14 protein-coding genes are annotated in these 18,557 nt (G+C 71.3%); 6 read left to right on the top strand and 8 right to left on the bottom strand.

Going from position 1 to position 18,557, the window contains the following annotated elements; all coding sequences use genetic code 11:
• Positions 1-11: 11 nt before the first annotated feature.
• Together DOO78_RS15880 and DOO78_RS15885 are read right to left on the bottom strand one after the other, a co-directional pair.
• The gene (locus DOO78_RS15880; RefSeq protein ID WP_111470847.1) at positions 12-629 is read right to left on the bottom strand and encodes a response regulator; all 618 of its coding nucleotides are present in this window, start codon (positions 627-629) and stop codon (positions 12-14) included.
• Positions 626-1,978 carry a histidine kinase gene (locus tag DOO78_RS15885; RefSeq protein ID WP_111470848.1) on the bottom strand — a complete coding sequence of 451 codons (1,353 nt, stop codon included), beginning with the start codon at positions 1,976-1,978 and terminating at the stop codon, positions 626-628. The genes DOO78_RS15880 and DOO78_RS15885 overlap by 4 nt, the downstream gene beginning before the upstream one ends.
• A 348-nt stretch (positions 1,979-2,326) precedes the next feature.
• On the opposite strand from DOO78_RS15885, the gene DOO78_RS15890 reads away from it, so the two are divergent.
• From DOO78_RS15890 to DOO78_RS15900, 3 genes are all read left to right on the top strand, one after another.
• Positions 2,327-2,971, top strand: coding sequence for a DapH/DapD/GlmU-related protein (locus DOO78_RS15890; RefSeq protein WP_111470849.1), 645 nt, complete (start codon positions 2,327-2,329; stop codon positions 2,969-2,971).
• A 6-nt stretch (positions 2,972-2,977) separates the two neighbouring features.
• The gene (locus DOO78_RS15895) at positions 2,978-5,308 is read left to right on the top strand and encodes a glycosyltransferase family 2 protein (RefSeq protein ID WP_111470850.1); all 2,331 of its coding nucleotides are present in this window, start codon (positions 2,978-2,980) and stop codon (positions 5,306-5,308) included.
• A gap of 138 nt (positions 5,309-5,446) precedes the next feature.
• Complete coding sequence (locus DOO78_RS15900) at positions 5,447-7,744, top strand: TonB-dependent receptor (RefSeq protein ID WP_128080069.1); 2,298 nt, start codon at positions 5,447-5,449, stop codon at positions 7,742-7,744.
• Between the two features lie 154 nt (positions 7,745-7,898).
• Here the strand turns inward: DOO78_RS15900 and DOO78_RS15905 are convergent, their stop codons facing one another.
• Both DOO78_RS15905 and DOO78_RS15910 read right to left on the bottom strand, forming a co-directional pair.
• On the bottom strand, positions 7,899-8,402 hold the full coding sequence (locus DOO78_RS15905) for a hypothetical protein (protein ID WP_128080070.1): 504 nt from the start codon (positions 8,400-8,402) through the stop codon (positions 7,899-7,901).
• Between the two features lie 268 nt (positions 8,403-8,670).
• Entirely contained in the window at positions 8,671-9,135 is a 465-nt protein-coding gene (locus DOO78_RS15910; RefSeq protein WP_111470853.1) for a cupin domain-containing protein, read from the bottom strand.
• Positions 9,136-9,334: 199 nt separating this feature from the next.
• Between DOO78_RS15910 and DOO78_RS15915 the strand changes: the two genes are divergently transcribed.
• Entirely contained in the window at positions 9,335-10,123 is a 789-nt protein-coding gene (locus tag DOO78_RS15915) for a glutathione S-transferase family protein (protein WP_111470854.1), read from the top strand.
• A 35-nt stretch (positions 10,124-10,158) separates the two neighbouring features.
• Here the strand turns inward: DOO78_RS15915 and DOO78_RS15920 are convergent, their stop codons facing one another.
• Together DOO78_RS15920 and DOO78_RS15925 are read right to left on the bottom strand one after the other, a co-directional pair.
• Positions 10,159-10,950: a CDP-diacylglycerol diphosphatase gene (locus tag DOO78_RS15920; RefSeq protein ID WP_111470855.1), complete on the bottom strand. Its 792-nt coding sequence runs from the start codon at positions 10,948-10,950 to the stop codon at positions 10,159-10,161.
• 88 nt (positions 10,951-11,038) lie between these two features.
• Positions 11,039-12,826: a flavin-containing monooxygenase gene (locus DOO78_RS15925; RefSeq protein ID WP_207802930.1), complete on the bottom strand. Its 1,788-nt coding sequence runs from the start codon at positions 12,824-12,826 to the stop codon at positions 11,039-11,041.
• 144 nt (positions 12,827-12,970) lie between these two features.
• Here DOO78_RS15925 and DOO78_RS15930 point away from each other — a divergent pair, with 144 nt between their 5' ends.
• Both DOO78_RS15930 and DOO78_RS15935 read left to right on the top strand, forming a co-directional pair.
• Entirely contained in the window at positions 12,971-14,176 is a 1,206-nt protein-coding gene (locus DOO78_RS15930; RefSeq protein WP_111470856.1) for an MFS transporter, read from the top strand.
• Positions 14,177-14,514: 338 nt separating this feature from the next.
• Complete coding sequence (locus tag DOO78_RS15935) at positions 14,515-15,660, top strand: mandelate racemase/muconate lactonizing enzyme family protein (RefSeq protein ID WP_111470857.1); 1,146 nt, start codon at positions 14,515-14,517, stop codon at positions 15,658-15,660.
• A gap of 54 nt (positions 15,661-15,714) precedes the next feature.
• On the opposite strand, the gene DOO78_RS15940 is transcribed toward DOO78_RS15935, so the two are convergent.
• Together DOO78_RS15940 and katG are read right to left on the bottom strand one after the other, a co-directional pair.
• Positions 15,715-16,140 carry a Fur family transcriptional regulator gene (locus DOO78_RS15940; RefSeq protein WP_111470858.1) on the bottom strand — a complete coding sequence of 142 codons (426 nt, stop codon included), beginning with the start codon at positions 16,138-16,140 and terminating at the stop codon, positions 15,715-15,717.
• Positions 16,141-16,247: 107 nt separating this feature from the next.
• Positions 16,248-18,461, bottom strand: coding sequence for a catalase/peroxidase HPI (gene katG, locus DOO78_RS15945; protein WP_111470859.1), 2,214 nt, complete (start codon positions 18,459-18,461; stop codon positions 16,248-16,250).
• Positions 18,462-18,557: the final 96 nt, after the last annotated feature.

Here is an 18,557-nt window from a genome sequence, read left to right on the forward strand (position 1 = left end):
CCGGGCAGCGCTCAGGTCAGCCCCAGCTCGATCGCCATGCGCATGAGGTCGGAGGTCCGGGTGACGCCGAGCTTCGCCTTGATCTGGGTGCAGGTGTTGGCCACGGTCTTGTAGCTGACGGCCAGCACGGTGGCGATCTCGGCCAGGGACTGCCCCTCCCCGAGCAGGCGAAGGATCTCGAGATCGCGGCCGGTGAGCTGCTCCACGGGGTCATCGGTGGTCGCCGCCCGCAGGGCGAGTTCCTGGGCGATCTCCCGCTCGATGTAGCGGCCGCCCTCGCCGACGCGCCGCACCGCCTCGATCACCTCCTCCGGCGCCGCCCGCTTGCTGAGATAGCCCGCCGCGCCGGCCCGCAGCGCGCGCGCCGCGTGGAAGGCCTCGGCATGCATGCTGAAGACGATGATCTTCAGGCTCGGCTGCTCGAGCAGCAGGCGCCGCAGCAATTCGAGGCCGCCGAGCTCCGGCAGGCCGAGATCGAGCACGACGATCTCCGGCTGCGCCGAGCGCAGCATGGCGAGCGCCTCCCGGCCGGTGCCCGCCTCGCTGACCTCGATGCCGTGGAAGCCGCCCAGCAGGCGGCGCAGCCCGGCCCGGATGACCGCATGGTCATCGACGAGGAGCAGCTTCATGCCGCGGCCGGAGGCCGCAGCGCCTCCGCCCGTTCCGATCGCGGCAGCCGCGCCGTGACCTGCAGGCCGCGGCCAGCCGGGCCGGTCACCACCTGCAGGCCGCCGCCGCGCGCCGCGAGGCGATCGCGCAGACCGGCGAGGCCGAAGCCGGGCACCGCGGTCGCGCTCAGCCCGACGCCGTCATCCGAGATGCAGGTGATCACCTGCTCCTCCGGTCCGGTCCGGATCGATATCTCCACCTGGCCCGGCTGGCCGTGGCGGACCGCATTGGTCACGGATTCCTGCACGACGCGGTACACCACCTCCTTTGCCGCCTCCTCCATGCCGTCCTCCTCGACCTCGACATCGAGGGTGAAGGTGATGCCCGGCCGCCGCGCCTGCCAGAAGGCGACCAGGTTGCGCAGCGCCGGCGCCAGGCCGATCTCGACCGGGCTGGCCGGCCGCAGCCGGCCCAGCATCGACCGGACATGGCCCTGCATGTGGCTGACCGATCGGCGGATCGCCGCCGCGCTGTCCGGGATCTCGGCATGGTTCCCGACCTGCGCCGCCGCCTCGATCGCCGCCGCGTCGACCGCGACGCAGAACAGGAAGGGCCCGATCTCGTCGTGCAGGTCGCGGGCGAGCTCGGCGCGCTCCTCCTCCTGCACGGCGACGAGTTGCTCGTGCAACCGGCGATTATGCCGTTCGGCGCGCCCGAGCCGCTCCATCATGGCGTTGAAGCCCTCCGTCAGCCGGACCAGCTCCGGCGAGCCGGCCGGCTTGAGGCGGACCGCGAATCCCTCCGATCCCACCGCGGCCAGCGCCGCCGACAGATCCTCGAGCGGCCGCAGGGCGCGGCTGACGACGAAGCCGACCAGCGCGGCGCTGAGCGCGCAGAACAGGGCGAGCGCCGCCAGCCCGTCCCGCAACTGTCCCCAGACCTCGGCCACCTCGTTCCGCGGATCGGCCTCGAGAAGCATGCGCCCGGACCTGTCGCCGAATTCGAGCGGCACCTCCACCGGCGGCAGCGACGGCGCCACCAGCGCCACCAGCCATCCCGGCGCCGGCTGCCGCGGCTCGAGCGGCACCGAGGCGACTCGCATCTGCCCCGCCTCGTCGACCAGTCGGGCCCGCAGATGCCGGTTGCCGTCGAAGAGATGCACCTGCCGGTCGGGACCCGGGGCCGCGGCCGCCGGGGCGCGGCGGTCCGCCTCGCCGTTGCGCACGGCCTTCTCGCCATTGGCCAGCGCCGCCTGCATCTCGGTGCGCACGGATTTCGTCGCGGTCCAGCCCGCCGAGAGCCCGCCCACGGCGAGGCTGACCAGCAGCACGACGAGGATGGAAGTGATCAGGCGGACGCGCAGCGACATGGACGAGACTCTCCCGCGCCCATCCTAAGCGGATCGGCGCCGCCTTGGCATCGCGCTCCGTCGCGGCGCGCGGCTGGAATCCGCCGAGGCACCGGCCGGCCGCGCGCACCAGGCGATGCCGCGGGACCGGGGTGGCCGGAGATCGGGAAGAATTCCCCGCGAAATCGGGAAATCGATCCATGGGGGCATCTTCCGGCTACCCCGTATGATCCTCATCGGGGGAAAGGACACTGCCATGAAGAGGCGGCCAGCATCGCCCTGCGTCGGAATCGTCCATACCGTCACACCAGCGGGCCGCGTCGCGGGGCGCCGCATCCAGCGGTCGCCGGCGGCGCGTCGGCAGCGGCGATGACCGCGGCGCTGCTGTTCGGCATCGGCTCGCCCCTGGTGGTCGATGTCGAGGAGAGCCTGCACCGGGCCGGGCTGCGCGTGGCGGCCGGCATCCACAATTGCGGCGGGCGGCACTGGCTGCCCGAGGGCATCGCGGTGCTCGCGCCGGAGGCGTTGTCCGGCGCGCTGCTCGACCTGCCCTATCTCGTGCCGCTCTTCACGCCGCGGCACCGGCGCCTGGCGGCGCGGCAGGCCGCGAGCCTCGGCCTGCGTCACCCGCTCTCGCTCATCGACCCGAGCATCGCCGCGCCGCGCCGCCTCGAAATCGGGCCCGGCTGCTACCTGAATGCCGGGATCAGCCTCGGCAGCAACAGCACGCTCGGTGCCTTCGTGCTGGTCAACCGCGGCGCCAGCATCGGGCACCATGCCAGGCTCGGCGCCTTCGTCTCCATCGGGCCGGGCGCGGTGCTGGCCGGCGGGGTGACGATCGGCGAGGGCAGCATGGTCTGCGCCGGCGCCACCATCCTGCCCGGCGTCACCATCGGGGAGGATGCAGTGGTCGCCGCCGGCGCCGTGGTGACGCGCGACCTGCCGGACGGCCACCTCGCCGCCGGCAACCCGGCGCGCCACATCCGCCACGACAACGGGCTGAAGGCGGGCTGAGGCGGCATGGGCAGGCCCGTCGTCCATCTCTACACCATCTGCTGGGACGAGGCCGACATGCTCGGCTTCTTCTTCCGGCACTACGATCCCTGGGTCGACTGCTTCGTCGTCTACGACGACGGCTCGGCCGATGGCTCGCTCGAGATCCTGCGCGCCCATCCCAGGGTCGAGCTGCGCCGCTTCGAGCGCCGCGTCGCGGAGTCCTTCGTGCTCTCGCACCAGGCCATGCAGGACGAGGCCTGGAAGGAGAGCCGCGGCCAGGCCGACTGGGTGGTCATCACCGCGATCGACGAGCATCTGCACCTGCGCGGACGCGGGATGGCCGACTACCTGGCCGAGCAGGGGCGCCGCGGCACCACGCTGATCCCGGCGCTCGGTTTCGACATGCATGCCGCCGCCATGCCGGACGACCATGGCTTGCTGGTCGAGCGGGTCACGCGGGGCCGGCCGCGCCCGGCCTTCAACAAGCTCAGCCTCTTCGATCCGAACGCCATCCGGGAAACCGGCTTCGGCCCAGGGCGACATGCCGCCAGGCCGCTCGGGCATCTGCGCCTGCCCGAGCGGGACGAGGTGATGCTCTGGCACTACAAGCATCTCGGCTTCGAGCGGAATGCGGATCGCGAGGCGAGCCAGGCGGTGCGGCTCGGCACGCTCGACCGGCAACGCGGCTACGGCCAGCACTATCTCCAGGGGCGGGCGGCGCTGCGGCAGTTCTGGGACGTGATGGAGAGCGAGGGCCGCGACCTGGCCGCGATGGATTTCGATCCGGCGCGGGCGGCGGCGCAGCCGCTGTGGTGGCGCGCCCCCGGCTTCGCCCCTGCTCCCGCCCCTGCTCCCGCCCCTGCTCCCGCCGCCGCGCCGACCGTCTCGGTGCTGGTCAAGTGCTACAACCACGCGCCCTATGTCGGGCAGACCATCAAGAGCCTGCTGGCGCAATCCTTCCAGGATTTCGAGATCGTCGTCACCGATGACGGCTCGACCGACGGCACCGCCGAGGTGGTGCGGGGTTTCGACGATCCGCGCATCCGGCTGGCAAGGCTGCCGACCAACCAGGGCATCTCGGCGGCGATGAACGCGACCATCGCGCGCGCCCGCGGCCGCTACCTTGCCATCCTGAACTCGGATGACTGGGCGCTGCCCGAGCGGCTGCAACGGCAGGTCGATTTCCTCGACTCGCATCTCGAGGTCTCGCTGGTCTTCGGCCTGCCCCGGCCGGTGGACGATGCCGGCCGGCCCGCCGCGGCCTATAACGACTTCGACGCCGCCTTCGCCCTGCCGGACTTCTCGCGCCGCTCCTGGCTGCGGCGCTTCTTCTATCGGGGCAATTGCCTTTGCGCCCCGACCGCCATGATCCGGCGGGAGGCCTATGACGCGGCCGGCGCCTATGATGTCCGGCTGACCAACCTCCAGGATCTCGACATGTGGATCCGGATGCTGCTCGCCGGCCACCGGATCCATGTGCTGGCGGAGGCGGTGACGGCCTTCCGCATCCGCGGCCAGGCGGCGAATGCCAGCGCGCCCCGCGCCGACAGCCTGTTGCGCACCCGCTTCGAGACCTCGCGCATCCTGCGGCATTTCACCACGCTGCCGCCCGCGGTCTTCGAGGAGGTCTTCGGCGGCGAGGCGGTGGAGCAGGCGGAGCCGGAGGCGCCGGTGCCGCTGCGCATCGCCGAGCTGGCGCGGCGGCACCCGGCCATCGAGTACCAGCATTTCGCGGTCGAGACCTATTTCGAGCATGCGCGGGACCCGGCGCAGATCGCGCGGCTGCGGGTCCTGGCCGGCGAGTTGGATGCCTTCGGCAGCGCCGCGCTCGGCGAGCGCGATTCGCATCTGGCCCGCATCGCCGGCGAGTTGCGCAACGCCCAGGGCTGCATCGCCGAGCTGGAGCAGGCGCAGGCCGAGATCGCCGCCGCCGCCGCGGCCTATCGCAGCACCGCGGAGGCCTTGCGCCGCGGCCTGGACGAGCGGGAGGCCGAGATGGCGGCGATGACGGCAAGGCTCGCCGAACGGGATCGGGAGCTGGGGGCGATGGCGGCGGGGCTCGCCGCACGGACCCAGGGCCTGGCGGCGGCGCAGGCGGCGCTCGCGGCGCAGGAGCATCGCCAGGCAGCGACCGAGGTGGCGCTCGCCGCCGCGCAGGAGGCCGTGTCGCAGATCCGGCAGAGCACCTGCTGGCGGGTGACGGCGCCGCTGCGCGTCGCGGGCCGCGCGCTGCCTCCGCCGCTCCGCCGGGCCTTGCGGCGCGTGCTTGGCGCGATGCGGCGGCAGGGCATCCCGCGGCTGGGCGTCTCGCCACCGGCCGCCGGCACGGGTCGCCTCGATACCGCCCGGCCATGAGGCCGGCCGGCGGCACAGCCACTGCCCACGGCCGGCCCAGCGCCGGCGCGGGCGAGCCAGGAAGCACCGGGGGGAGGATGCGACGTGCATAGACGAGGTCCGACAGGCGAATGGATCGCGGCCGGCCGGGCCACCGCGTTGGCAGCACTGCTGGCCATGCCGGGCGGCGCCGCGCTGGCGCAGAGCGCGACACCGGTGACCGAGCTGCCGACCGTCGAGGCGGTGGGCACGACGCCCCTGACGGCGACCGGCCTGCCGCGCGACCATGTGCCCGGCAACCCCCGCAGCCTCTCCGCCGCCGACCTCTCGCGCGACGGGCCGCCCAACCTGGTCGACAACCTGGTGCGCCTCTCGGCCGGCATCGCCGTCAACGACACCCAGGGCAGCCCGCTCGCGCCGGATGTGAGCTATCGCGGCTTCACCGCCTCGCCGCTGATGGGCACGCCGCAAGGCCTGGCCGTGTACCAGAACGGCACCCGCATCAACGAGGCCTTCGGCGACACGGTGAACTGGGACCTGATCCCGTCCATCGCCATCCGCAATGTCGATCTGGTCGGCAGCAGCCCGCTCTTCGGCCTCAATGCGGTGGGTGGCGCGCTCAACCTCCGCATGAAGACCGGCTTCGACAGCCCGGGCGGCCGGGTTGATATCTCCGGCGGCTCCTTCGGCCGCATCGGCGTCGCGGCCGAGTACGGCAAGCAGGTCGGCGATTTCGCGGCCTATCTGGCGATCGAGAGCCTGAACGAGGATGGCTGGCGCAACGTCTCGCCCTCCCGCGCGAAGCGTCTCTACGGCGATATCGGCTTCCGCGGCGAGCGATCGACCCTCAACCTCTCGATCGGCGCCGGCAGCACCGCCATCTCCGGCAACGGCCCGACGCCGCTGCAGATCCTCTCGACCGACCGCAACGCCGTCTTCACCTATCCGGACCGCACCTACAACCGGATGCAGATGCTGCAGCTCCGTGGCACCTACGAGCTGGCGGCGAATTGGAGCATCGAGGCGAACGCCTATGTCCGCACCTTCCGGCAGCGGACGCTGAACGCCGATATCGGTGAGTTCGAGGGCTGCGACGACGACGACTTCGCCGGCCTGCTCTGCTTCGAGGACGGACCGCCGGTCACCGCGCGCGGCGGCGGCACCGTCAGCGCCGACATCCTCGGCGGCGGCGTGCCGGGCGTGGTCAACCGCACCGGTACCAACACGACCGGCGCCGGCGGATCGGCGCAGATCGTCTCAACCGAGCCGATCTTCGGCCTGCCCTCCCGCGTGGTCTTCGGCGTCAGCTACGACCATGCGGATACCGACTTCTACGGCAACACCGAGCTCGGCGTGCTGTCGCCGACGCGGACGGTCGGCAATCTCGGGGTGTTCGTGAACTCGCCCGACGGCGGCATCGCCGATGTCCGCCTCAACTCCACCAACAATTACTGGGGCGTCTACGGCACCGGCACCATCGATCTCGCGCCGCGCGTCTCGGCCATGATCGGCGGGCGCTTCAACAACGCCGATATCCGCCTGCGCGACCAGCTCGGCACGGCGCTGAACGGCGACCATACCTATTCGCGCTTCAACCCGACCGCCGGCCTGACCTGGCGCGCCCTCGACACCGTCACCGCCTATGTCAGCTATGCCGAGGCGAACCGCGCCCCGACCCCGGCCGAGCTCTCCTGCGCCGATCCGCTGATCCCCTGCACGCTCGGCGCCTTCTTCCTCGCCGACCCGGCCCTGAAGCAGGTGGTCAGCCGCACCTGGGAAACTGGCGTGCGCGGCACGCTGCCCAGCGCATGGATCGGCGGCCGCACCACCTGGAACATCGGCGTCTTCCGCACCGACCTCTCCGACGACATCCTGCTGGTGCAGAGCGAGATCCAGGGGCGCGGCTATTTCCAGAATGCCGGCGACACGCGGCGGCAGGGGATCGAGGCCGGTCTCGCCTGGCGCAACGCCCGCTGGGCGCTCGGGCTCGACTACGCCTTCATCGACGCCACCTTCCGCACGGCGCAGCGCCTCCCGAGCCCGAACCACCCGGATGCGGGGGCCGACGGCGCCATCCCCGTCGAGCGCGGCGACCGCATCCCCGGCATCCCGCAGCACCGCGTGCGGCTCGATGCGGAATGGCGGGCGACGGATCGCTGGCGGATGGGCGGCACGCTGATCTTCAACTCCGACCAGTATCTCCGCGGCGACGAGGCGAACCTGCTGAAGCCGCTCGCCGGCTATGCGGTGGTGAATCTCCGCACCGCGGTGACGCTGATGCCGGGGATCGAGCTCTATGGCATCGTCCGCAACCTGTTCGACCAGCGCTACTCGAATTTCGGCACGCTCTACGGGCTGGACGCGGCGAGCGCGCTCAACATGAACCTGACCGATGCGCGCACCGTGGTGCCCGGCATGCCGCGCGCCTTCTATGGCGGCCTGCGCTTCACCTTCTAGCGCGTGATGGCTTGCGGCGGCTCCGCCGAAAAGCCTGCATCACGCGGCCAAACAAGGGCCTGGACCATGATCCGCGAGCCTGTATCAGCGGATCATGGTCCAGGCGCGCCCCCGGCCGGCGCACGGCCCGGCTATGCGGTTCCTGCCATCGGGATCAGTGCGAGTACCGGGCCTTGAGGCCGGCCATCGGATAGGCGACAGGGGGCTGGGCCAGGAGACGGCCGGCGCTGCTCCGGCGCGCCTCCGACAGCCGATCGGGCACCGCGCCGCGATGGCCGCGCATGACGCTGTCGAGGATGAGCCCGCGCATCCGCTCCCGCTCGGTCGGGCTCGCCGGCGCGGCGCCGCCCAGCTCGGCAATCCGCGCCCCCAGGGTCGCGGCCTGGTCGAGGCAGTCCTCGAAGGCCGCATCGTCGGCGATGCGGGAGGCGGCGAAATCATAGGGATCCTGCAGGAAGGCCCGCATGCGGCGCAGCAGGATCGCCATCTCGCGCTCCGCCGATTCGATGCTCGGCGGCAGGTGGTAATCCTGCGCCGGCGCCGTGGCGGCGTGGCCGGGAGGTGGCTGGCCGCGGGCGCGGCGGCGCAGAGCCAGATGCGCGGCGAAGGGCGCCGATGCCGCGGCGAGGCTCACCAATGTCCAGAGCGGATCAGGCATGCCGGGCGGTCCCGGGCGAACCGTGGCGGAAGCATCGCGTGCCGGCGGCGGCGCCGGCTCCTCGAAGCAGAACCAAGACTGCCTCCTTTGGCGATCAGTCCCTTGGAAGGTCTACTTAAAGTAAGAGATTGTCCGCCCGGCCCTGCCTCACAAAATCATTCCGAATGCTTCAAGCGGAACGGTCCCCGGCGCGGCCACCCGGATGGCCAGCCGCCAGGGGGCCGCTCCGGGTGGAAGACGGCCGCGCCCCGCTGCCGGCGCCGGCCTCTCAGCGGGCCTTGCTGGGATCGTCCGCCGGGTTGACGTAGAGGAGGCCGAACGGCCCCGTGCCGGTGACCTGCACGATCGCCTCCGCCGATGTCGTCCAGACGGAATGCGGCATCATGCCCGGCAGGAAGACGAACCCGCCTGGCGCCAGGCGCTCGCCGTGCTGGCGATCGAGCGTCTCGCCCATGCCGTGATACACATCGCCCGTGAGGATGGTCAGGTTTTCCGCCGTCGCATGGCGATGCGGCGCGACGGTGGTGTTGGGCGGGAATTTGACGCGCAACACGAAGGGGCCCGGCTTGCCAGGATCACCGGCCAGCACCGCGATCTGCGTGCCCTTGGGAAGATCGGCGGGTCCGGCCTGCCAGGCGACGGCCGAGCCCGCGGGCAGCAGGACCATCTGCCCGTGCTCCTCGGCGAGGCCATCCGTGGCAAGGACCGTGGCGCCGATGATGGCCAGCCCCATTGCTGTCATCCTGCATCGCATGGCTTATTATCCCCCCTGTTCCTGTCGCATTGCGTCAAGGCCGGCGCAATCTACAGGATTGCCCGGACGACGCGCCGGCCTGAAGCCGATTTAATGCGGGTGGCTGGACAAGCGGCGGGCATGCTCCGGATGCGCTGCCGGCCTCGGCCGGACAGCCGGTTCGATCGAAGGGCTGGTCATGCTGAAGCTCTATGAGCATCCGGTCTCCTCCTATGCGCAGAAGGTCAAGATTGCGCTGCGGGAGAAGGGCCTCCCCTTCGAGGTGGAGGTGCCCGAGGGCCTCGGCTCGGGGCGCAAGGACGGGCCTTTCGTCGCCGCCAATCCACGCGCCGAAGTGCCGGTGCTGATCGACGGCGCAGCGCGTCTCTTCGACTCCACCATCATCCTCGAATACATCGAGGAGCGCTGGCCCGATCCGCCCCTGCTGCCGCGGGATCCGGCCGCGCGCGCCTTCGCCCGCATCACCGAGGATGTCTGCGACACGCAGTACGAGGCGGTGAACTGGGGCTATGGCGAGGTGCTGTGGTTCCGCCGCGCGGACGGTGCCCTGGCCGAGCGGCTGAAAGCGGAAGCGGCGCGGCAGACGGGCCTGCTGCAAGCCTGGCTCGAGGCGCGGCTGGGCGAGGCGCCGTGGTTCGGCGGCGAGCGGTTCGGCTGGGCCGATGCGGCGGCCGCCCCGATGGTCAACCGATCAGTGCATTACGGGCTGGGACCGAGGCCCGACAGCCCGCTGGCGCGTTGGCATGTGCGCCTGCGCGAACGACCCTCCGTCGCTGCGACCTTCGCCGAGTTCGATGCATCCGTGGAGCGCCGCGGCGATGCCGCCGAGCTCTACGCCAAGGGGCTGCGGCAGCGGGAATATCGCGACCATCGCCTGGAATGGCTGGTGAAGTCGGGCGGGATCGACGTGGTCCTGGCCGGGCTGCGCAACCGCAACATCCGCTTTCCCTGGCCGGAGGCTTCGTAGCCGCGCCTTCCGGCCAGGGCCGCCGACGCCGTCGCTCAGTCCCGGGCCAACGCGCAGGCATGGTCCTGCAGCGCCTCGCCCCAGCCGTCATGGCCGGTGCCGGGCTCGGCCCGCGCGGCGAGGAGGACGAAGCCGGCCTCGGCGTCGGATCGGCCCGTGCCGATGACGACGAGCGTGTAGCGGCCCATCTCCTGTCGGGCATCCGGCACGCCATCCGCCAGGAGCCGGAAGGGATCACGCGGCGCCAGGCTCTCGCCGCGCAGCCGCATCGCCAGGTAATGCTGCCCCGCCAGCGGCACCGCCAGGGGGGCCCAGTGCTCGGTCAGGGCCGCGGCCTGCTCGCGCAGGCGGTCGCGGATATCGGCCCGCACGCAATCGACATGGATGTGCAGCTCATCCTGGCTGCGGGCGAGGCTCGAATTGATCGCCAGGCTGAGGCTCTCGCGCGGCAGGGCACGGCCCGCGCGCGCCTCGACGAAGCGTCGCGCGTCCCAGGCGGCGGCGAAGTAGTTCGGCGCATCCGGCTCGAGGAGCTCCGGGCTCTCGATGCCGCTGATCCGCCGGGTCGGGATGAGGAGGAATTGCGTCGCGCCGCGGATGTCCTTCAGCACGGCATGGCCCCGCTCGACGCCCTGGCCGAGCGCGACCAGGTCACAGGGCGCCGGGTCCTGCTGGCGTTGCTGGTTCGGCACGCAGCGGTCATGGACGATGGTCCAGAGCACGTCGCGGTCGGCGGTGCGGGCGCTGGCGGCGAGCGCCAGCAGGGCGCCGGCGAAGGCGCCCGGCAGGGTCCACCCCCGGCGGGCGCGGCCAGGAAGCTCTCGCATGCGCCCGTCCCCTGCATCGCGCGTCATGTGGCAGGCATAGCGCAAGCGGCACCGGGAGGGCGAGCCCCCGTGGCGAGCGGCCCGCCCCTCAGAGCGGGCCGAGCTTCCCCAGCTCCGTCGCCTTGATCTGCAAGGCCAGGTATTTCGAGTTGATGCGGCATTGCGACAGGCCGCCGGCGATGAACCACACCCCCTCCTGCGGCGTGCGCTTGTACATGTTGTTGAGCTCGCCGTCCTCGCCGAGGCCCCAGACCGGCCCGATCCGCGCCAGCATCTCCTCGCCCAGCGCCCGCCGCACCAGCTCCTGCTGCGGAAAGTAGCCGGTCGCCAGCACGATGAGATCGGCGGGCACCACCGACCCGTCCTTCAGCAGCGCACCCTCCGCGGTGAAGCGCTCGATCTGGTCGTATTGCAGCAATCCCAGCTCGCCGCGGATCATGAGCGCCGAGCTGCCGGCATCGAGGTTGTAGCCGCCGCCGCGCCGGAAGTATTTCATCTGGTGGCCGGCTTCGTCCTCGCCCACGTCGTGCTTGAAGCCGATGCGCTTGAGGCCGGCGATCATCTCCCGGTCCAGCTCGAGCATGCGCTGCGTGACGGATTTGTAGGCCTTGAGGATCAACGGCGGCGTCGCCGAGGCGACGATCAGGTCGCAATCCTCGAGCGGCCCGCCTTCGTCCCAGATCGCCTCGTTCAGCCGGGCGCTGGGATCGATGGAGACGACGGTGGTCGAGCCGCGCTGGATCAGCGTCGTCCGCACGCCATGGCTGTGCAGGTCGAGCGCGATGTCGTTGGCGCTGCTGCCGGTGCCGAGGATGAGCGCACGCTTCCCCTGCCAGGCCGCACCGCTGTCGAAGCCCTCGGAATGGATGATCTCGCCCTGGAACTCCGCAAGGCCGGGCAGATCGGGCAGCATCGGATAGCTGCTGACGCCATTGGCGAAGACGAGATGCCGCGGCCGGAGGCTGCGCTCGCTGCCATCGGACCGCCGCAGCCAGGCGGTCCAGCGCTTCGCCGCCGCGTCCCACTCGCCACGGACGAACTCGGTCTCCGTCCAGCAGTTGATCTCCATGGCGTCGGCGTAGAACTCGAACCAGTTCCCCAACATGTCCTTCGGGATGTATTTCGGCCAGGTCGGCGGAAATTCCATGTAGGGCAGGTGATTCAGGTGGATCGAATTATGCAGCGCCAGGGAGTGGTAGCGCCGGCGCCAACTGTCGCCGATGCGAGGCCATTTTTCGACGACGAGCGTGTCGACGCCGAGCTGGTTGAGCCGCGCGGCGATCGAGAGCCCCGCCTGGGCGGCGCCGATCACCAGCACCGTCGGGTCCCGGTCCTCATAGGCGCTGGCCTTGCGACGCATGTCGGCCCAGTTGTCGCCGCCGAAATTCCGTGAATAGGCGGCGCCGGTCGGCCGGTTGTCGCCGATCTTCTCCTCGTGGCCGGTGAGCGATTCCAGCGTGGTCGAGAGCAGCCAGGCCCGCATCACGCCATCGGATCCGGGGGAGAGGCGGATGATGCCGGCCCCGCGCCCCTCGGCCGTGCCGAATTCGAAGATCGCCTCGATGCTCTCGATGCCGAGGCGCTTGACCTGCCGTGGCGGCTTCCGCCCCCGCGGCAGATAGAAGCCCCGCGCCGCCACCCGCGCCTGCTCCGCCGCCAGGCGCGCCGCGATGCCCTCGCGGCCGGCGACGGCGGTCATATGCCAGGTGAAGGCGAGGATGTCCCGCCAATGGGAATCCGCATGGAACAAGGGGGCGATCCGCCCGGCCTCGCCGCTTGCCAGAGCCGCCTCGAAGGCGTCGAGCCAGGCCACGGCCGCGCGCCGCGCCACCATGGCGAGTTCGAACTCGCGCATGACCTGATCGCAATCGTCCATCGCTTCCTCGCACCCCGAAGCCTCTGCACGAGGCCGTTCTTGGCGAGGATGATACCCAGGCAGGACAACGAACGTCCATGCAGGAGCGCCATTTGCCTCCCGGCCCCGATCTGAGAGGATGGAGGCCGCGGGAGGAAAACGCGCATGCAACGACACTATGGGTGGGTCGTCGTCGCCGTCGGGGCGTTGATGGGCTGCATCGGCATGGGATCGATGTTCTCCCTCGCCGTCTTCCTCGACCCCATCGCCACCGCGACCGGCTGGTCGCGCGTCGGCGTCTCCGCCTCGATGACCATCGCCTTCCTGGCCATGGGGGTGGGCGCCTTCGGCTGGGGCTGGGTCAGCGACCGCCATGGCCCGCGCATCGTCGGCATCGCCGGCGGTCTGCTGCTCGGCGCCGGGCTCGTGCTGGCCAGCCGGGCGACGAGCCTGCTGGGCTTCCAGCTCACCTACGGCATCTTCCTCGGCCTGGCCGTCGGCGCCTTCTTCGCGCCGATGATGGCGACGGCCAGCGCCTGGTTCGACCGGCATCGCGCCCTCGCCGTCTCCCTCGTCTCGGCCGGGCTCGGCATGGCCCCCGTCGTCGTCGCGCCCTTCGCGCAATGGCTGCTCTCGCGCCAGGACTGGCGCAGCGCGCAGATGGTGATCGGGCTCGTCGCCTGGGCGATCCTGCTGCCGGCGGCGCTGCTGCTGCGCCGCCCGCCGGCGATGACCCTGGCCGCCGCGACCGCCCAGGCGCCCGGCCAGGGCCTCACGGCACGGCAGGCCCTCGGCACCCGGCAATTCATGGTGCTGGCGGCCACCTTCTTCGCCTGTTGCCTCGCCCATTCGGGGCCGATCTTCCATGTCGTGAGCTACGCTATGGTCTGCGGCCTTTCCTCCATGGCGGCCGTCAGCGTCTACAGCCTGCAGGGGCTGGCGGGGCTCGGCGGCAGGCTGCTGCTCGGCCTGCTCGCCGACCGGCATGGCGCCAAGCCGGTGCTGATCGGCGGGCTGCTGCTGCAGGCCCTGGCGATCGCCGCCTTCCTCCCGGCGCGGAGCCTCGGCGAGTTCTACGCGGTCGCGGCGGTCTTCGGCCTCGCCTATGGTGGGGTGATGCCGCTCTATGCGGCGCTGGCGCGCGACTATTTCGGTCCTCGCATCATGGGCACGGTGTTCGGCGCCGCGACCATGGTTTCCTGCCTCGGCATGGCGATGGGGCCGGCCCTCGGCGGCTGGATCTTCGACCGGTTCGGCGGCTATGCGGGGATGCATCTCAGCTCTCTCGTCGTCGGCCTCGGGGCGGTGGCGATCGCCCTCGCCTTCCCGCCATTGCCCGGCATGGTCGCCAGGCGGCTCAGGCCGGCCTGATACGAACGGCCGTTGCTGGTGCCCCATCAACGGCCCCTCAGTCGCCGGGCGGTTTGCTCCGCAAACCTTGGCTACGCGCCACTGGGCGCGGCGCCCGTTCGGGCGCTCGGCATGAATGACGCATTCATGCCGTTGGCATGAGACCTCTTCCCACAAAGCCGCGACAGGACAAACGGGCAGCGACGGTTGTGTAGACACCCTACAAACCCTGCCGTCGGGCTTCCACGGCCGCTGCGGGCCGGCGCCGCGAGAAGGGCGGCGGCCTTGACGCCGGCGCGCCGCGGCCCGCGAATGCCGGGCCGCGCCCTTCGGCCATCACCTTCACCGAGACAGGAACCATGACGGACCCCATCATCCGCGCCGAAGCCTTCGTTTGCCGTGCGCCCATCGCCGTGCCGGTCGTCAACGCCTTCGGCGCGATGGCGGAGCGGGTCGCGGTGTTCCTGCGCCTGACGGATGCGGCGGGCCATAGCGGCTGGGGCGAGATCTGGTCGAATTTTCCGACCCTCGGCGCCGAGCACCGCGCCCGGCTCTTCGATGCCTTCATCGCGCCGCGGCTGCTCGGCCGCAGCATCGCCGATCCCGCCAGCTTCTGGGCGGAGAGCGACCGGGCGCTGCATCTCTGGGGGTTGCAGGCGGGTGAGCCGGGCGCCTTCGCGGCGGCGCTCGCCGGTGCCGACCTGGCGCTGCACGATCTCGGCGCCCGCCGCGCCGGTCTGCCGCTCTGGCGCTGGTTCGGCGGCACCGAGGGCGGCCCGGTGCCGGTCTATGCGAGCGGCCTCAACCCGGATGCCCAGGCCCTGGCGCAGATCGAGCAGGCCCGGGCCGCCGGGCACCGCGCCTTCAAGATCAAGATCGGCTTCGGCGAGCAGCGCGACCTCGCCACGCTGCGCCCGGTCTTCGCCAGCCTCCGCGCCGGCGAGCAGGTGATGGTGGACATCAACCAGGGCTGGGAGCTGCGCACCGCGGCGCGCATGGTGCGGGTGCTGGACGAATTCCCGCTCGCCTGGATCGAGGAGCCGCTGGCTGCCGATCGCCCCGCCTGGGAATGGGCGCAGGTCGCCGCCGCCAGCGCGGCACCGCTGGCCGCGGGCGAGAACCTCCGCGGCACGCGGGAATTCCATCAGGCCCTGGCACAATGCCATCTTGAGGTGGTGCAGCCGGATTGCTGCAAATGGGGTGGTGCCTCGGCCATCCTGCCGGTGGCCCGGGCGATCCTGGCCTCGGGCCGGCGCTATTGCCCGCATTTCCTCGGCGGCGGCATCGGACAGCTCGCCTCCCTGCACCTGCTGGCCGCCATCCGTGGCGCCGGGGTGCTGGAGATGGACGCCAATCCCAATCCGCTGCGGAGCCTGGTGGTCGATCCGGTGCTGCGGGTGACCGAGGGCCGGGTCGCGCTGCCGGAGGGGCCGGGCCTCGGCACCGTGCCGGATCTGGCGGCGCTCGATCGCTATGTGGTGCTGCGGACCCGCCGCGACGCCTGATGCCCTGGGCCGGTTCGCCGGCCGGTCCGGGATGCTCGAGGCGGCTCCGGTCCGTCAGGGCGGTGCCGAGCCGCGGCGGAAGCGGATGAGGATCTCGACATCCCCCGGCCGCTCGGCGAGCACCTGGCGGAGGATGGCAAGCAGCGTCTCGGGCGAGACGTCGAGATCGATGGTCTGCGCCGTCGCCTCGTAGACCAGATGCGAATGCGGCTCCGGCACGGTGTCGAAGACCGGCTCGCTCGCGGTGCTGGGCAGCCGGCCGAGCAGCCCGCAGGCCACGAGCGTCTCGAGTTGCCGGACGAGGTCCTGGGGCGAGGCGGCAAGGCCGGTGCCGGCCGCCATGCGGATGACCTCGCCCAGGCCGAGATGGGTATCGGGCGCGGCGCGCAGCAAGGCGAGCAGCCGCGCCAGCGGCCCCTGGCCCGGCAGGCCGGCGCGGCGCAACTCCTCCCGGATCGCGGCGTCCCTTGCTTGCGGCATGCGAGACTTCCCGCCCTGCATCGCCGGTGCCCGCCAGATCCCGCGGGCCCGGTGGCGGCCAGCCGGGCGCGGCCGGAGCCGGCCGCGCCCGCTGGCATTCAGCGCCGTCAGGCGGCGAGGTCGAAGCGGTCCAGGTTCATCACCTTGGTCCAGGCCGCGACGAAGTCGCGCACGAACCGCGTCTCCGAGCCGGCGCTGCCATAGATCTCGGCGATGGCGCGGAGCTGCGAGTTCGACCCGAACACCAGATCGGCGCGCGTGCCGGTCCACTTCACCGCGCCGGTCTTGCGGTCACGTCCCTCGAAGACGAGGCCCGCCTCGGAGGTCGGCTGCCAGACGGTGCCCATGTCGAGCAGGTTGACGAAGAAGTCGTTGGTGAGCGTCCCGGGCCGCTGGGTGAAGACGCCGTGCTGCGACTGGCCGGTATTCGCGTCCAGTGCGCGCATGCCGCCGACCAGCACGGTCATCTCCGGCGCGGTCAGGGTGAGAAGCTGAGCCCGGTCGACGAGCCGCTCCTCGGTCGGCGCCAGGGACGGGGTCTTCTCGTAGTTGCGGAACCCGTCCGCGGCCGGCTCCAGCGGCGCGAAGGACTCGGCATCGGTCTGCTCGGCCGCGGCATCCGTGCGGCCGGGCGTGAAGGGCACCGTCACCGCATGCCCGGCCGCCTTCGCCGCCTGCTCGACCGCGGCGCAGCCGCCGAGCACGATGAGGTCGGCGAGCGAGACCTGCTTGCCGCCGCCCTGCGCGGCGTTGAACTCCTTCTGGATGGCCTCGAGTGTCGAGAGCACCGTCGAGAGCTGCGCCGGCTGGTTGACCTCCCAGTCCTTCTGCGGGGCGAGGCGGATGCGCGCGCCATTCGCGCCGCCGCGCTTGTCGGAGCCGCGGAAGGTCGAGGCCGAGGCCCAGGCGGTGCCGACGAGCTGCGGGACGGTGAGACCGGAGGCGAGGATCTTCGCCTTCAGCGCCGCGATATCCGCCTCATCGACCAGCGGATGGGTACCCGGCGGGATCGGGTCCTGCCAGATCAGCTCCTCGGCCGGAACCTCCGGGCCGAGATAGCGCACGCGCGGCCCCATGTCGCGATGCGTCAGCTTGAACCAGGCGCGCGCGAAGGCATCCGCGAACTGGTCGGGGTTCTGGTGGAAGCGCTTCGAGATCTCGAGGTAGCTGGGATCGGTGCGCAGCGCGAGGTCGGTGGTCAGCATCGACGGCGCGTGGCGCTTGCTGGGGTCGAAGGCATCCGGCACGGTGCCGGCGCCGGCGCCGCCCTTCGGCGTCCATTGATGCGCGCCGGCCGGGCTCTTCGTCAGCTCCCATTCAAAGCCGAACAGGTTGTCGAAGAAGTTGTTGCTCCACTGCGTCGGCGTCGTGGTCCAGATCACCTCGAGGCCGCTGGTGATGGCGTCGGCGCCCTTCCCGGTGCCGTGGCCATTCTTCCAGCCGAGGCCCTGTTCCTCGATGGCCGCGGATTCCGGCTCGCGCCCGACCAGCGCCGCATCGCCGGCGCCATGGGTCTTGCCGAAGGTGTGGCCGCCGGCGATGAGGGCGACGGTCTCCTCGTCATTCATCGCCATGCGCGCGAAGGTCTCGCGGATGTCGCGCGCCGCCGCCGCAGGATCCGGCGTGCCGTTCGGCCCTTCCGGGTTGACGTAGATGAGGCCCATCTGCACGGCCCCGAGGGGATTCTCGAGCTGGCGGTCGCCGGTGTAGCGCTTGTCGCCCAGCCAGACATCCTCGGCGCCCCAGTAGATGTCCTCCTCCGGCTCCCACACATCGGCGCGGCCGCCGCCGAAGCCGAAGGTCTTGAAGCCCATGGATTCGAGGGCGCAGTTGCCGGCAAAGACCATGAGGTCCGCCCAGGAGATCTTGTCGCCGTATTTCTGCTTGATCGGCCAGAGCAGCCGGCGCGCCTTGTCGAGATTGCCGTTGTCCGGCCAGCTGTTGAGCGGCGCGAAGCGCTGCGTGCCGGTGGAGGCGCCGCCGCGGCCATCGGCGATGCGATAGGTGCCGGCGCTGTGCCAGGCCATGCGGATGAAGAGCGGGCCATAATGGCCGAAATCGGCCGGCCACCACTCCTGCGAGTCGGTCATGAGCGCGAAGAGGTCCTTGCGCAGGGCCTCCAGGTCGAGCGTCTTGAACTCCTCGGAATAGTTGAAGGCCTCGCCCATGGGATTGGACAGGGAGGAATGCTGGTGAAGGATCCTCAGGTTGAGCTGGTTCGGCCACCAATCGCGGTTCGAACGGCCCCCGAGGATCGTGTTCGGCAGGCCACCCTGCGTGAACGGGCACTTGCCAGAGGGCTGACCACCACTTCCGTCCATCGTCCTCTCCCTTCGTAACAACGGCGCCCGCCGCAATTCGGTCCGCGGGCAGGGCCCGACGGGTTCCGGCAGCGATCAGGCGCGAGGTCTGTGCGC

Source organism: Roseicella frigidaeris (assembly GCF_003258945.1).
In the GTDB taxonomy this organism is placed as follows: domain Bacteria; phylum Pseudomonadota; class Alphaproteobacteria; order Acetobacterales; family Acetobacteraceae; genus Paracraurococcus; species Paracraurococcus frigidaeris.